Here is a 14,431-nt window from a genome sequence, read left to right as displayed (position 1 = left end):
TCCTGTCCGAGCTCGGATGGGTGCCTCTAGTCCACGTTCACAATCTCCCGGCCCAGCGGCCAGAAGGCCACCGGCACCAGCTTGAAGTTCGCGATTCCGAACGGGATGCCGATGATCGTCACGCACTGCGCGATGCCCACCACCAGGTGGTGCAGCGCCAGCCACCAGCCGAAGAGGACCATCCAGAGGATGTTCGCCAGGCCGGAGCCGACCCCGGCGCCGGGGCGGGACACCACCGTGCGGCCGAACGGGGCGAGCGAGTAGACCGCCAGGCGCGCGGCCGCGACGCCGAACGGGATGGTGACGATCAGGGCGAAGCAGATCAGGGCCGCGAGACCGTAGCCGAGCGCGAGCAGGAAGCCACTGCCGAAGATGAACCACAGGACGTTGAGGATGAGGCGCACAGGCACAGCATGAACCCGGGTGGCCACCCTTAGGGGTACGCCCCGACCGTGTCGCACAAGACGAACGACGCGGTCGCCGTCCTCCGGTGTCGGGTTCTGCCGTGCGACTCGCCCAGGTACTCGACATCCTGCAGGAACTGCACCTCGCCGGCGGCCATCCGGAGATCGCCGCGGTGGAGCGCTTCGGCACGGACACCGCCCCCGGCGGTCCGTCGCCGGCCGGCCTCCGGCTGCGGTACACGACCGGGTCCGAGGCGTACCTCTGGGGCGCGGTCTGGCCGGGGGAGACGCCGATACCCGTACCGGAGAACCTGCCCCCGCCGTCCCGGCGCGCCTCGCGGGCCGCCGCCTTCGCCGCCCAACTGCTGGACGCCGCGCGGCCCAGCGCGTTCCGCGCCTGGGAACTCGTCGCGCTGAAGGGCCTGGGCCCGGCCGAGGAGCGCGGCAAGGTTCCGCTCGGCTTGCGGATCACCTGCGGCGACGGTACGGCGTTGCTGCTGCGTGCCACGGCCGCCGGCGGTCCCACCAGGGAGCCCGACTCGGAACCGCACCCGGAGTACCGCATCCCCGCCTAGGTCCGCACGCCCCGCTGTCGATCCGGAGCGTTCCCGGTTCGTCGTAGGGTAGGAGACCCATCGCGGGTCACGGCTCGAGGGGAACGACACCATGGCGAAGTACATGCTCCTGATCTACGGCGACGCCGCGCGGTGGGACGCGATGACGCCGGCGGAGCGCAACGCCCACGACGCGGCGCACCAGGCGTTCAGCGAGGCCGCCGGAGCGCGTGTGCTGGGTGGCGAGGAGCTGGAGTCCGCGCCGACCGCGACCACCGTGCGCGGCGACGGGGCCGGTGAGTTGATTACAACGGACGGTCCGTTCCTGGACACCAAGGAGGCGCTCGGCGGCTTCTACCTGATCGAGGCCGCCGACCTCGACGAGGTGACGAGGCTGGCCGCCCTGCTCCCCGAGGTCCGCGCCGAGCACAGCGCCGTGGAGATCCGGCCCGTGGTGTTCCACGGGTGAACGACGCGGTCGTCGCGGCGGTCGCTTCGGCGCACCGCCGCGACTGGGCTCAGGTCCTGGCCACGACCGCGCAGCTCACCCGCGACCTGGACCTCGCCGAGGAGTGCACGCAGGACGCGTTCGCCCAGGCCCTGCTGGTCTGGGCGGACTCCGGGGTGCCGGACCGGCCCGGCGCCTGGTTGACCCAGGTCGCCCGTAACCGGGCCCGCGACGTGCTGCGCCGTGAGGCCGCCTTCCGCCGGACGCTGCCGCTGCTGGTCTCCGACGAGACCGTGCCGGGCCCGGAGGACCTGATCGCCGACGATCGGCTGCGGCTGATCTTCACCTGCTGCCATCCCGGGCTCGGGCGGGAGGCGCGGGTCGCGCTGACCCTGCGCCTGGTGTGCGGGCTGTCGACGGCCGAGGTCGCGCGGGCGTTCCTGGTGCCGGAGAGCACCATGGCGGCGCGGATCACCCGCGCGAAGCGGAAGATCGCGACGGCGCGGATCCCGTACCGGGTGCCCTCCGCCGACCAGCTCGGCGAGCGGGTCGGCGCGGTGCTGCAGGTGGTGCATCTGATCTTCACGACCGGGCACACCGCGCCCGCCGGTCCCGAGTTGCTGCGCCGGGACCTGTCCGGATGCGCCGTCCGGCTGGCCCGTCTGCTGCACCTGCTGATGCCGAACGACACCGAGGTCAGTGCCCTGCTGGCGCTGCTGTTGCTGAACGAGGCGCGGGCGGAGAGCCGGTTGGGGCCGGACGGGCGGCTGCGCCTGCTCTCCGAACAGGACCGGTCGCGCTGGGACGCCGCCCTGATCGCCGAGGGCACCGCGCTGCTCGCCGGCGCGCTGCGCCGCCGGCCGCCGAGCCGGTATGCGATCGAGGCGGCCATCGCCGCCGTCCATGCCGAAGCGCCGAGCTGGGCGGAGACGGATTGGGGCGAGATCGTCGCGCTGTACACGGTATTGCGGCGGATGTGGCCGGGGTCGCCCGTCGTCACGCTCAACCGGGCCGCGGCGATCGGGATGCGGGACGGGCCGCAGGCCGGGCTGGACGCGTTGGAGCCCCTGCTGCGGGAGCCCGCGCTGGCCACGTACGCGTATCTGAGCGCGACCCGGGCGGATTTCCTGCGCCGGCTCGGGCGCTGGGCGGCGGCCGTCACGGCGTACGAGGAGGCCCTGGCGCTGACCGGGAACGAGGTGGAGCGGGCCTTCCTCGCCGAGCGGCTCGACGAGGTCCGAGGCCATCTGACCGGCTGAGCCGTCTCGCGTCTCCAGCGGAGGTCGAAGACCTCGCCGCGCGGCGTGAACGGGAGGCGCGCACCGCGATCGAGGACAGCCGATCATCGGCCGCCGCGCCCCCCGCTACCGCCGTTCCCGGACCAGGTCGCGGGTGATCTCCGCGATGGTGCGGGCCCCGGTCAGGGCCATCGTCAGGTCCAGTTCGGCGATCACGTTGCTGATCACCTCGGCCACGCCGTGCGCTCCGGCGAGGACGAAGCCGTAGAGGTGCGGGCGGCCGAGCAGGACCGCGTCCGCGCCGACGGCGAGGGCGGTGAAGACGTCCGCGCCGCTGCGGATCCCGCTGTCGAACAGCAGTGTCGGCGCGGGGCCGAGCGCCGCGCGGATCTCGGCGAGGGCGTCGAGCGAGGCGATCGCGTTGTCGACCTGGCGCCCGCCGTGGTTCGACACCACGATCGCGTCGACCCCGATCTCCAGCGCCCGGCGGGCGTCGTCCGAGGTCAGGATTCCCTTCAGGACGATCGGAAGATTGGTCCGCTGCTTCAGACCGGCCAGCTGTTCCCAGGTCAGGCTGGGGTTGGAGTAGATGTCGAGGAACGTCTCGACGCTGGCCCGGGGGATCGGCGAGCGCAGGTTGTCCCAGAACGAGCCGGGGTGGTTGCGGGACATCGCCAGCAACGCCCGGATCGCGCCGAGCGTCACCTTCGGCCGCTCCCGCGGCAGACCGGCCCGCTCGGCGACGATCTCCCGGAACACCGGGTCCGAGGTGTACTGGGCGATGCCCAGGCCCTTCGCGAACGGCAGCGAGCCCAGGTTCAGATCCTGCGGCCGCCAGCCAAGCACCGTCGTGTCCAGGGTCACCACCAGGGCGCCGGCGCCGATCCGTTCGGCCCGGGCGATCAGGCTGTCCACCAGCCGCTCGTCCTTGCTCCAGTAGAGCTGGAACCAGCGCGGGGTGTCGCCCATCGCGGCCGCGCTCTCCTCCATCGGATTGCAGCCCTGATTCGAGAAGATGTACGGGGTGCCGGTCGCGGCGGCGCCGGCGGCGATCGCGAGGTCGCTGTCCCTGCCCATCAGCGCGCCGGCGCCGACCGGGGCGAGCAGCAGCGGGCTGGGCAGCCGGGTGCCGAGCAGCTCGATCGAGAGGTCCCGGCCGGCGGCGCCGGTCGCCATCCGCGGCACGATCGCCCAGCGGTCGAAGGCCTCCCGGTTGTGCCGCATGGTCCGGCCCTCGCCCGCCCCGCCGGCCACGTACGCCCAGGCCTCGGCGCTGCTGGCGCGCTTCGCCCGGCGTTCCAGTTCGGCGAAGTCGGTCGGCACCGCGGGGCGGCGGCCCAGGGTGCCCGCGCGGTAGACGGTCGACTGACGGGCCAGTCCGGCGTCCGGCATCTTCGCTCCTCAAGTTGTCGTACCCGGTGCGTAGGCTGCGGCCTAGCGTGAATTTTCGCTGTTGCGGGGGTTCTTCGCTGTTGCAGGGGTTCGCTGTGCCGAAGGGGTAGTCGTGCGGAGGGATCCGAGCATTCTGCACGTTGATCTCGATGCGATGTTCGCCGCGGTCGAGCAGCGCGACAAGGTCTCCCTGCGCGGGAAGCCGGTGGTCGTCGGCGGGGTGGCCGGGCGGGGCGTGGTCGCCACCGCTTCCTACGAGGCGCGCGCCTTCGGGGTGCACTCGGCGATGCCGATGGCCCGGGCGCGGCGGCTCGCCCCCCTCAACACGGCCTTCCTGTCGCCCCGGTTCGCGGCGTACAAGCGGACCAGCGAGGTGGTGATGCGGCTGCTGTCCGAGGTGTCGCCGCTGGTCGAGCAGGTAAGCATCGACGAGGCGTACGTGGATCTCGCCGTCACCGGCAACGACCTGAGCGTGCCCGGCGTCATCGAGCTGGCCCGCCGGCTGAAGGCGGAGATCGCCGTCGTCACCGGCGGTGTGACCGGCTCGATCGGCGCCGCCTCCTCGAAGCTCCTCGCCAAGATCGGATCGGACCTGAACAAGCCGGACGGCCTGACCGTGATCCCGCCCGGCGAGGAGCTCGCGTTCCTGCATCCGCTGCCGGTGAGCCGGCTCGGCGGGGTCGGCCCCGCCACCGAGCAGCGGCTGCACCGGTCCGGGGTGCGCTCGGTGGGCGACCTGGCCGGGGTCTCGCTGGACCTGCTCGTCGACTGGTTCGGCACGGCGCACGGGACCGGGCTGTTCCGGCTGGCCCGGGCGCAGGACGACCGGCCGGTGGTGAGCGACCGGGAGGCGAAGTCGGTCTCCGCGGAGGAGACGTTCGAGGTCGACGTGACCGATCCGGTGCGGCTCAAGCGGGAGCTGGACCTGCTGGCGGCGCGGGTGGTGGGGCGGCTGCGGTCCGGCGGGCTGGCCGGGCGGACCGTGAACATCAAGGTCCGGCACGGCGACTTCACGACGGTGACCAGGGCGGTGACCCGGGATCACCCGACCGATGACGGGCGGCTGGTGGCCCAGTTGGCGCGGCGGTTGCTGGCCGAGGTCGACACCTCGGGCGGGATCCGGCTGCTCGGGGTGGGGGTGTCGACCCTGGCCGACTTCGCCCAGGACGACCTGTTCACGGCGGCCCGCGCCGAGCAGCAGGGCGACCTGTTCACGGCGGCCCGCGCCGCGGACGTCGAGGGTTTCGCGCCGGACGCTGAGCTCGTCACGGAGCCGCCGGAGACAGGCGCCGACTCGCCCGCGCCGGTCGTCGAGTCGCCGCCGGGGCCGGCGGAGGTGACGGGGCCGGCGGTGGTGGCGGGGCCGGCGGTGGTGGCGGGGCCGGTGGTTTGGCGGCCGGGGCAGGACGTCCGGCATGAGGAGCTCGGGGCGGGGTGGGTGCAGGGGAGTGGGCTGGGTCGGGTGACGGTCCGGTTCGAGGGGCCACGGAGGCCGTCCGGGCCGGTGCGCACGTTCGCCGTCGACGATCCGGGGCTGCGCCCCGCCGACCCGCCCGACTGGACCGTTCCCTGACCGGTCAGCCGTGGGTGGGCTCACCTCGTACGGGAACAGCGGTTTTGCTCTTGAAGTGACGGTCGGCGCCGGGATGCGCGGATGGCGCATCTCGCCGGGGTTGACCGAGACCGACCGGTGTGGCGTGGGTTGGCAAGGCGATTTAGGGGGAGTACGAACAGATCGAGTGCGTACCCGCAGGAGGCCTCCATGACCACCGTCGCGCCGCGGCCTGTGCAGGCGACCGTTCCCCGGTCGCTCCGGCGACAGGTGCGCGGGTCGTGGCTGGCTCGCACCATCCGCACCACCGACGCCAAGCAGATCGGTGTCATGTACCTGGTCACCGCGTTCGCCTGGTTCCTGATCGGCGGCCTGATGGCCATGCTGATCCGGGCCGAGCTGGCCCGGCCGGGCATGCAACTGCTCTCCCCGGAGCAGTACAACCAGCTGTTCACCATGCACGGCACGATCATGCTGCTGTTCTTCGCGACGCCGATCGTCTTCGCCTTCGCGAACTTCGTCGTCCCGATCCAGATCGGCGCGCCCGATGTCGCGTTCCCCCGGCTCAACGCGTTCGCCTACTGGCTGTACCTGTTCGGCGGTCTGATCGCGCTCGGCGGTTTCGTCGTGCCCGGCGGCGCGGCCGATTTCGGCTGGACCGCGTACCTGCCGCTGAGCGACGCGGTGCACTCGCCCGGGGTCGGCGGCAACATGTGGGTGGTCGGGCTGGCGCTCTCCGGGGTCGGCACCATCCTCGGCGCGGTCAACATGATCACCACGATCCTGTGCCTGCGCGCGCCCGGGATGACCATGTTCCGAATGCCGATCATGACGTGGAACATCCTGCTCACCGGCCTCCTGGTGATCCTGGTCTTCCCGTTCCTGGCCGCGGCGCTCTTCGCCCTCGCGGCCGACCGGATCCTGAACGCCGAGGTGTTCAACGTGAACACCGGCGGGCCGCTCCTCTGGCAGCACCTGTTCTGGTTCTTCGGGCATCCCGAGGTCTACATCGTGGCGCTGCCGTTCTTCGGGATCATCACCGAGATCATCCCGGTGTTCAGCCGCAAGCCCGTGTTCGGGTACAAGCCGCTGGTCGCGGCGACCCTGTTGATCTCCGGGCTCTCGATGAGCGTCTGGGCGCACCACATGTTCGCCACCGGCCAGGTGCTGCTGCCCTTCTTCAGCCTGCTCAGCTACCTGATCGCGGTGCCCACCGGGATCAAGTTCTTCGTCTGGATCGGCACCATGTGGCGCGGGCAGCTGACCTTCGAGTCGCCGATGCTGTTCGCGGTCGGGTTCCTGGTGACGTTCCTGCTCGGCGGGCTGACCGGGGTGCTGCTGGCGGCCCCGCCGCTCGACTTCCACGTGACCGACACGTACTTCGTGGTGGCGCACTTCCACTACGTGCTGTTCGGGACGATCGTGTTCGCGGTCTTCGCCGGCATCTACTTCTGGTTCCCGAAGATGTTCGGCCGGATGCTCGACGAACGCCTCGGCAAGCTGCACTTCTGGCTCACCATGATCGGCTTCCACGCGACGTTCCTGGTCCAGCACTGGCTGGGCGCCGAGGGGATGGCCCGGCGGTACCCGGACTACCTGCCCGGCGACGGTTTCACCACGCTGAACACCGTCTCGACGGTCGGCTCGTTCATCCTCGGAGCGGCGACGCTGCCGTTCGTCTACAACGTGTGGAAGTCCTACCGGGTGGGGGAAGTGGTGACCGTCGACGACCCGTGGGGGCACGGGAACTCGCTGGAGTGGGCGACGTCGTGCCCACCGCCGCTGCGGAACTTCGACCGGATGCCGCGGATCAGGTCGGAGCGGCCGGCCTTCGACGCGAAGTTCCCGCACCTGGCGGTTCCGGCGGTCGGGGGGATGCCGGAGGAGGGCAGCAAACTCGACCCGGAAAATTCGGACGAAATCAGGAAATAGCAGTATTTGCCGGTATGCCCGAATGATGAGTGACTGCGGAGGTCGCCGTAGCCGGATTTAGGGGCTGTCCGATGAAACATCGGACACATCCTCTTATATCTGGAAGGACGCTTCATGCCGAGCGCCCACCGCCATGTTCCCCGGCCGCGCCGCCCCCACGGCGCCGTGCCCGCCGTCGTCGCAGCAGCCGCCGTCATGGCGCTGACCGTGCCGGCGGCACCCGCGTCAGCCGGCAGCGCAGCCTGCACCGTCGGGGGCTTCACCGCCACGACGCACGCCGATCTGGCCAGGATCAACCTGCTCGACCTGGGCCCGCTCGCCTCGGGCCTGCCCTCCCTCGCCGACGTCCGGCTCGCCCCCACGAAGAGTGAGGTCGCCGTCGGCCGGACCACGGCCACCGCGAGCTACGCCGATGCCAAGCTGCTCGGCATGAACCTGCCCGGCCTCCCGCTGCAGGGCACGGTCGCCACCAGCCGGGCGCCCGGCCACCAGGCGGGTCCGGTCGACGTCACGCTCGCCGCCCTGAACGCCGGCGGCCTGGTCAACGCCCGGCTCGGTAAGGCGACCGCCCAGGCCACCTGGAACGACAAGTACCGCTGCGGGAAAACCGGCCCGCTGACCCGCGCGAGCACCATGATCGAGGGGCTCAACGTGCTCGGCGCGACCGACACCGGCCCGGCCGCGCAGGGACTCGGCGCCCTCACCGGCCTCACCAACCTGACCAGCCTCACCAGTCACGGCGGCGGCCACAGCGGCCCGGGCGGCCGGACGAGCCTGCTCAAGGTCGGCCCGACCGGCGCGACCCAGACCGCCACGGATCTCGTCAAGCTCCGGGACGGGCGGGTCGGCGTCCGCTCCGGCGCCCGGATCACCCTCGGCGAGCTGACCCTCTTCGCCGGCACCCCGCAGGAGATCGCCGTCAAGGTGATCACGCAGCCGACGCTCGAGGTGCTCGCCGGCGGCGACCGGAAGAACTCCACGGTGAACTACCGGCCCGCGGTCCTCTCGGTGACCTCCGCGGGCAAGCCGGTCGCCGGTCTGGACAGCAACAACACCAGCCTCTCGCTCGACCTGCCCAGCGGGACGACGGCCCAGGACGGGCAGGCGTCGCAGATGACGGTGCGGCTCTCGCTCGGCCGGGCGGACCAGAAGATCACCGCGTCCGCGGTGAGCGCCGAGGCGTCCGCGCTCCGCGTCGAGGTCCGGCACGAGTCGGAGTCGGTGCTCGACGTGGCCTTCGGGTACCTGTCGGTGGCGGCGACCGGGCCGTGCCTGGTGAGTGCGCAGGTGCCGATCGCCCGGGTGCCGTCGGCCCCCGCGGTGGACAAGCCGGTGAGCCGTCCGGAGCCGAAGCAGACCACGAAGGCGCCGGCGGCCGCCTCCGGTACGTCCGGAGTCACCAGCTTGGCCAAGACCGGCGCGAACGTGGCGGCGGTGGGGCTCGGCGGCGTGGCGCTGATCGTGGGTGGCCTGGTCGCCCTCTTCCTGACCCGGCGCCGGCACCCCGCCGAGAACTGACCGTCGCGGCACTGGAGAACGGCCGGTCCCGCCCGCGCCCACGCGCGGGCGGGACCGGCCGTTCTCGAGCCGTTCCGCCGATGCCGGCCGGGCGGCCGCGCCGATGGAGCCGGTGGGCGGACCGGGAAACGGCCATAAGATGTTCGGGTGCCGCCGCAGAACCTCCCACCCCGCGACGCGATCCGCCTCGCGGCCGGGGAGCTGTTCGTCCGCGACGGCTACGGCGCCACCACGGTGCGGGCCATCGCGGCGGCGGCCGGGTGTGACCCGGCACTGGTGATCCGGCACTTCGGGTCCAAGGAAGGGCTGTTCCTCGCCACGGTCTCGGTCTCCGGCGACCTGACCAGGATCCTCGCCGGCCCGCTCGAGTCGATCGGCCGGGAACTGGTCCGCTATGTGCTCGACGGCGCCGACAGTCCGGTCTCCGGGGTCTACCGTGCGCTGCTCAGCGCCTCCGACCGTCCGGAGATCAAGGAGCGCCTGCGTGCCTCCATGCACGACGTCTTCGTCAGCCCTCTCGCCGAGCGCGTCGGCGGCGCCTGTCCCGAGCTGCGGGCGCGGCTTGCCGCCGCCCAGTTCGCCGGCCTGATCAACGCGTACTGGCTGGTCGGTGACCCGGTCCTGGGCGGTGCCGAGCACGACACCGTCGTCGAGCTCTACGGTGAGGCCATCCAGAGCCTGCTCAGCGGCGAGGACCCTACGCCGAGGCGAGGCTGAGGGCGCCGATCCGCTTGCGCCGCTTGGCCTGGTACATCGCCAGGTCGGCGCGGGTGAGGACGGCGTCGGCCGTGTCACTCGGCTGTGCCGACGTGATGCCCACGCTGATGCCGATGCGTACCTGTTCGCCGCCGGCGACGAGCGCCCGGGTGACCAGCGTGCGGATCCGGTCGACCATCGCGTCGGCTGCTCCGGGGCCGCGGCAGACGATCACGAACTCGTCGCCGCCGAAGCGGCTGACCAGATCGTTGTCGCGCAGGCCGCGGCGCAGGTGGTCGGCCACGCCGACGAGCAGCGCGTCACCGGCGGCGTGGCCGAGCCGGTCGTTGACCGGCTTGAAGCCGTCAAGGTCGCAGAAGAGCACCGTCAGGTCGTCCGGCCCGGCCGCCAGCTCGGCCTCGATCCGTCCGACACAGGCGGCCCGGTTGGGTAGCCCGGTCAACGGGTCCGAGGTGGCCAGCCGCTGCAGGGCGTGTTCGGCCTCCCGCCAGGCGTTGGACAGCCGGGCGATCCGCACCATGACCAGCGGGATCATCCCGATCGAGGAGATCGCCAGCAGCACGCCGTCGATCGGCAGGCCCAGCATTACGCGGCAGCCGCCGATGACCGGGGCGACCGCCAGCATGGCGCCGAGGAAGACCAGCCGGCCGGTACCCAGTCCGTCGACGGGCGCCGGGCCCGGTGTGCTCATCTCGGCCATCGACGGGTGCAGCGCGGCGCAGCCGACCGCCACGAAGGCCGCCATGTACGGGATGTTCACCCACTCGGTGCCGATCGCGGCGGACACGTTGTCCAGCAGTGCGAACGCGACGGATGCGCCGAGCAGGCGCACCGAGGTCACCCGCCGGTCGGCGACGAGCGAGACCCGCACCAGGGCACCCAGGGTGCCGGCCAACAGGAAGACGTTCAGTAGTCGGCTGATCTGCTGGTTGGTCGACATGCCGTGGGTGGTCATCGCGGGGTACAGGACGATGTTCCACAGAACGCCGCTCAACCCGATGGCGGCGATCACCGAGTCGATGATCCCGCCGATGTCCTTGCGACCCCGTCGCAGCACCACGACCAGCGACGCCGCGAGAATCAGAGCGCCGCCACCGACCATCGTGAAACGGACGATCGCGTCGGCGTCGGCGACGGCCTGCCCGGACTCCGCGAGCAACCACGCCCAGACCACGTTGCCGACGTCGTAGACGACTGTCCCGCCCAGCAGCAGCCACCACGCCAGCCGGGTCCCGGCCCGGGCGCGGCGCAGGCCCAGCAGCAGGGCGGGCAGCGGGCTGAGGCCGACCACCAGGACCGGCCATCCTCGCTGCTCCAGAGGCCAGGCAGGGTAGGTCACCACCAGGAGGCTGGTCAGAGTGGCGTACAGACCCGGCAGCGACACGTTCCAGTCATCGGATGGGTCCGGCCGGACCTTAGAAAGCCGGGCCGAGTCGGCGACCACAGGCGTTCACGGCGCCGTGCTCCGGGGCGGTGTCCGACCAAGCAAAACGCGACGTGTGTTCATGATTGCTGGCAGAATTCTGGTATAGGCCCACGCTGGGTCGCGGGTCGTTCTCGGCCGATGCGCGGAGGAGTGTGACAGCGGCTTGCACGAGAGCATGCCGAGCAGCGATGCGGGGGGCGGGGTGGGAAGCAGGTGAATTGGCTGTCGGCCCGTCGACGTGCTACCCGGATGATCGTCAATGTGGCCTTGATAGCCGCGCTCGTCGCCGTGGCACTTCTGGGCTATTTCGTTTCGCGCCGGCAGGAGACGATGGCGGGCGAGGCGCGGGAGGCGCAGCAGCTCACTCAGGCCGCACAGCAGGTGAAGTATCGGGCGGCGGATTTCAACGGCTGGCAGACCGCATATGCCCTCGACATCGTCCGAGCCGTGCCGGGGGCCACGGACGACAGCTCACCGAGCCGTGCGGCGTTTCTCGACGCGGCGGCGAAATTCGAGAACGAACTGGCCACATTGGACGCCCTGGCCGCACCGCCCGAGATCAAGCGCACGGTCGACGCCATCGAGGGCGCTTTCGCCGAGTTCATGGCCGTGGACCAGGAAGCGTTGCAGCTGTACCGCGCCGGCGGGGCCGCGAACACAAGGGTGGCTTCCGACCTCGTTGTCAACCGCGAGGTCGAGATTTATGTACAGATCGCCGACGGCTGCGAAGTCGCCTCCGATCTGTCGGCCGCGACCGCGGACGCCGACTTCGCCCGTCTCGAGGCGGTGGGTGTGGCCACCCGGCGATACATCGTGGTGCTGTGCCTGTTCGCCGTCGTGCTGGCCGTCGTCGGCGTGACCCTGGCCGAGGCGCGTCAGCGAGCGGTCGCCGAGCGGGCGGACCACGCCCAGCGGCTGGCCAGCCTCGGGCAGCTCGCCGGTGGCATCGCCCATGACTTCAACAACGTGCTGAGCATCATTCTGAACTACACCGACTTCGTGACCGAGCGGGTCCCGGAGGACGCTCGCGAGGACCTGGCCCGGATCCGCACGGCCGCCGAGCGGGCGGCCGGACTCACCGCCCAGCTGCTCATCTTCATCCGGCAGGACGCCGTCCACCCCGAGGTTCTCGACATCAACGCGGCCATCGCCGAAGCGCATGCGATCCTCGCCCGGACCATCGGTGAGAACATCGACCTCGTCATGGATCCGTCGCCGGTCCCGCTGAAGATCTGTGTCGACGCCGGGCAGGTGCAGCAGATCCTCGTCAACCTCGCCGTCAACGCCCGTGACGCGATGCCCGGTGGCGGCACCCTGGTCATCGCCGCCGCCGCCGTCGACATCCAGGGGAAACGGAAGGACCTGCGTCCGGCGATCAAACCGGGGCGGTACGTGGAGCTGCGGGTCAGCGACACCGGGACGGGAATGTCTCCGGAAACCGTCAGTCGCATATTCGAACCGTTCTTCACCACCAAGGCGAAAGGCCACGGCACGGGACTCGGACTCGCGACCGTGTACGGCATAATCGCCGCCACCGGCGGCAGCATCAATGTCAGTTCCAAGCTCGGATCCGGAACGACCTTCCGGATCTATTTCCCGGTCGCGGAGGAGTTCTTCGATCAGGGATGTGCCGTTCCCCCGGGTCTGGAATCGCCCCGTGGGCGCGGTGAGAGCATCCTGATCGTCGAAGACGAACCTGTTCTCGCGGCCAGCATCGCTCGTATTCTGGCGACCGGCGGTTATCAGGTGCGTTCGGTCTCCTGCGGATCGGAGGCCATCGACGCGCACGCCCGAGACGGCTGCGATCTCCTGGTCACCGATGTCGTGATGCCCGAGATGTCGGGACCGAGTCTCGCCGCGGTCCTGCACCGTGCCGATCCACGCCTTCCGGTGCTCTACATCTCCGGTTACAGCGTCGGGTTCGAGCGCCTGCTCGAGCCGGGAGCCCATCTGCTCCCGAAGCCGTTCTCCGCCGACCAGTTGCTCGCGGCGGTCAGCGGCACCCTGGCCGAGGTGCATGCGAAGGCCGGCAAGGCGCCCGGCCCGTAGAGGCGGTGTGTGCGAGGGCCGGCAAGGCGCCCGGCCCGTAGAGGCGGTGTGTGCGAGGGCCGGCAAGGCGCCCGGCCCGTAGAGGCGGTGCGTGCGAAGGCTGACGAGGCGCCTGGCCCGTAGGGGCGGTGCGTGCGATGGCTGGGGAGCGCCTGGCTCGTACGGGCAGTGCGCGCGGAAGCCGGGGAGGCGCCTGCGTGCCCAGGCCGCCGAGGGTGCCCGGCCCGTGCGGGCGCCGGGGGCGCGGTGTGGGTCAGCTGCGGGCGGTGAGGTGCTGGCGGCGGTTCCGGTGCCAGGCGCGGATCCGGCCGCGAGGGCGCCGGTTCAGGGCGCCGGCGTTGGACTGGCCCAGGCAGAGACGCCCGGTAGGGATGGGGGCCATGGTGCCGAGACAGGCCAGCACGGCGAGGGGGAAGCCGTCGGAGGCCGGGCTGCTCGCGGGGCCGGCGCAGGCCGGGCTCGTCACGCTGTGAACGGGGCCGGCGGTGGCCGGGACGGCGTTGGCGCGGAAACGGACCGGCTGGCGCCTCGGGCTGTAGCGCTGGGTGTCAGCCGGGCGGCCCGGGGCGAGCCGTGCGATGACGGTGTTGCCGGCGGCCGGGACCGGCCGGGCGGCGACCGACCCGGTGCGGGTGGCGGTGCCGGCGGGCTCGAGCGCGGCGGTGTCGGCGCGGGCGTGGCGACGGGCGGAGAAGACCCAGCCGCGCAGGATCAGGTAGCGGACGCCGCCGATCAGGCTGCCGGTCAGGGCCAGGATCATGGACTCGGTCAGCGCCGACGGGTGCGGGCCGGCCATCGAGGCGAACCAGGGGGAGACGAACAGGTTGGCCACGTAGACGACGACCGAGGTGAGACCGGCCTCCCAGTGCAGGCGGCCGATCGCGTTGGTGGTCACGTTGAAGGTGATGCGACGGTGCGCCTCGGTGTTGGCCGGGGTCACCACGAGCAGGGCGATCCAGCTGGCCCAGGTGGCGGCGACGATCTCGCGGGCCGAGACGTAGACGAGCGTCTGCAGGACCGTGCTCAGGGCGCCGACCAGCATGAACCAGAGAATCTGGCGGGGCACGGTGGCGTTCCACGCGGGTGGGCGGGCGAGCCGTCCCGAGACACTGGACATGACTGAACGCTTTCGGACAGCGATGGTTACCGCCGTAGTGTCAACATCGTTGACTGGCTGTGTCAACGGCGTTGACGGGGTGAT

At 71.4% G+C, this 14,431-nt stretch carries 12 protein-coding genes; 8 read left to right on the top strand and 4 right to left on the bottom strand.

What is annotated here, in order from left to right:
- Nucleotides 1–26 precede the first annotated feature (26 nt).
- Nucleotides 27–410: a YccF domain-containing protein gene (locus tag CHC09_RS06815; protein ID WP_089292124.1), complete on the bottom strand. Its 384-nt coding sequence runs from the start codon at nucleotides 408–410 to the stop codon at nucleotides 27–29.
- 95 nt (nucleotides 411–505) lie between these two features.
- On the opposite strand from CHC09_RS06815, the gene CHC09_RS06810 reads away from it, so the two are divergent.
- The 3 genes from CHC09_RS06810 (at nucleotide 506) to CHC09_RS06800 (ending at nucleotide 2,665) form a co-directional block, all read left to right on the top strand.
- The gene (locus tag CHC09_RS06810) at nucleotides 506–979 is read left to right on the top strand and encodes a hypothetical protein (RefSeq protein ID WP_089292123.1); all 474 of its coding nucleotides are present in this window, start codon (nucleotides 506–508) and stop codon (nucleotides 977–979) included.
- A gap of 91 nt (nucleotides 980–1,070) precedes the next feature.
- Entirely contained in the window at nucleotides 1,071–1,427 is a 357-nt protein-coding gene (locus CHC09_RS06805; RefSeq protein WP_089292122.1) for a YciI family protein, read from the top strand.
- The gene (locus CHC09_RS06800) at nucleotides 1,424–2,665 is read left to right on the top strand and encodes an RNA polymerase sigma factor (protein WP_089292121.1); all 1,242 of its coding nucleotides are present in this window, start codon (nucleotides 1,424–1,426) and stop codon (nucleotides 2,663–2,665) included. The genes CHC09_RS06805 and CHC09_RS06800 overlap by 4 nt, the downstream gene beginning before the upstream one ends.
- Nucleotides 2,666–2,770: 105 nt before the next feature.
- Here CHC09_RS06800 and CHC09_RS06795 read toward each other — a convergent pair whose 3' ends face one another.
- Entirely contained in the window at nucleotides 2,771–4,036 is a 1,266-nt protein-coding gene (locus tag CHC09_RS06795; RefSeq protein WP_089292120.1) for an alpha-hydroxy-acid oxidizing protein, read from the bottom strand.
- Nucleotides 4,037–4,148: 112 nt separating this feature from the next.
- Between CHC09_RS06795 and CHC09_RS06790 the strand changes: the two genes are divergently transcribed.
- The 4 genes from CHC09_RS06790 (at nucleotide 4,149) to CHC09_RS06775 (ending at nucleotide 9,755) form a co-directional block, all read left to right on the top strand.
- Complete coding sequence (locus CHC09_RS06790; RefSeq protein WP_089292119.1) at nucleotides 4,149–5,609, top strand: DNA polymerase IV; 1,461 nt, start codon at nucleotides 4,149–4,151, stop codon at nucleotides 5,607–5,609.
- 189 nt (nucleotides 5,610–5,798) lie between these two features.
- Nucleotides 5,799–7,520, top strand: a complete 1,722-nt coding sequence (gene ctaD, locus CHC09_RS06785) for an aa3-type cytochrome oxidase subunit I (RefSeq protein WP_089292118.1) — start codon at nucleotides 5,799–5,801, stop codon at nucleotides 7,518–7,520.
- A gap of 114 nt (nucleotides 7,521–7,634) precedes the next feature.
- Nucleotides 7,635–9,038: a hypothetical protein gene (locus CHC09_RS06780; protein ID WP_143232232.1), complete on the top strand. Its 1,404-nt coding sequence runs from the start codon at nucleotides 7,635–7,637 to the stop codon at nucleotides 9,036–9,038.
- A gap of 147 nt (nucleotides 9,039–9,185) precedes the next feature.
- Nucleotides 9,186–9,755, top strand: coding sequence for a TetR/AcrR family transcriptional regulator (locus tag CHC09_RS06775; protein WP_089292116.1), 570 nt, complete (start codon nucleotides 9,186–9,188; stop codon nucleotides 9,753–9,755).
- Here CHC09_RS06775 and CHC09_RS06770 read toward each other — a convergent pair.
- Nucleotides 9,736–11,139: a GGDEF domain-containing protein gene (locus tag CHC09_RS06770; protein WP_203833055.1), complete on the bottom strand. Its 1,404-nt coding sequence runs from the start codon at nucleotides 11,137–11,139 to the stop codon at nucleotides 9,736–9,738. The two genes, CHC09_RS06775 and CHC09_RS06770, sit on opposite strands and share 20 nt — an antisense overlap.
- Nucleotides 11,140–11,430: 291 nt before the next feature.
- On the opposite strand from CHC09_RS06770, the gene CHC09_RS06765 reads away from it, so the two are divergent.
- A complete protein-coding gene (locus tag CHC09_RS06765; RefSeq protein ID WP_089292114.1) occupies nucleotides 11,431–13,230 on the top strand; it encodes an ATP-binding protein in 1,800 nt (599 codons plus the stop codon).
- A gap of 253 nt (nucleotides 13,231–13,483) precedes the next feature.
- Here CHC09_RS06765 and CHC09_RS06760 read toward each other — a convergent pair whose 3' ends face one another.
- Nucleotides 13,484–14,347 (bottom strand): GtrA family protein, encoded by an 864-nt coding sequence (locus CHC09_RS06760; RefSeq protein ID WP_089292113.1) that lies wholly within the window; start codon nucleotides 14,345–14,347, stop codon nucleotides 13,484–13,486.
- Nucleotides 14,348–14,431: the final 84 nt, after the last annotated feature.

The organism is Actinoplanes regularis, assembly GCF_900188005.1.
Classification (GTDB): Bacteria; Actinomycetota; Actinomycetes; order Mycobacteriales; family Micromonosporaceae; genus Actinoplanes; species Actinoplanes regularis.
This window is presented reverse-complemented; position numbering and strand designations above follow the sequence as displayed.

Coding starts and splice junctions, on each gene's coding strand:
- CHC09_RS06760 (WP_089292113.1), bottom strand. CDS start 14,347: ATGTCCAGTGTCTCGGGACGGCTCGCCCGCCCACCCGCGTGGAACGCC.
- CHC09_RS06795 (WP_089292120.1), bottom strand. CDS start 4,036: ATGCCGGACGCCGGACTGGCCCGTCAGTCGACCGTCTACCGCGCGGGC.
- CHC09_RS06780 (WP_143232232.1), top strand. CDS start 7,635: ATGCCGAGCGCCCACCGCCATGTTCCCCGGCCGCGCCGCCCCCACGGC.
- CHC09_RS06805 (WP_089292122.1), top strand. CDS start 1,071: ATGGCGAAGTACATGCTCCTGATCTACGGCGACGCCGCGCGGTGGGAC.
- ctaD (WP_089292118.1), top strand. CDS start 5,799: ATGACCACCGTCGCGCCGCGGCCTGTGCAGGCGACCGTTCCCCGGTCG.
- CHC09_RS06765 (WP_089292114.1), top strand. CDS start 11,431: ATGATCGTCAATGTGGCCTTGATAGCCGCGCTCGTCGCCGTGGCACTT.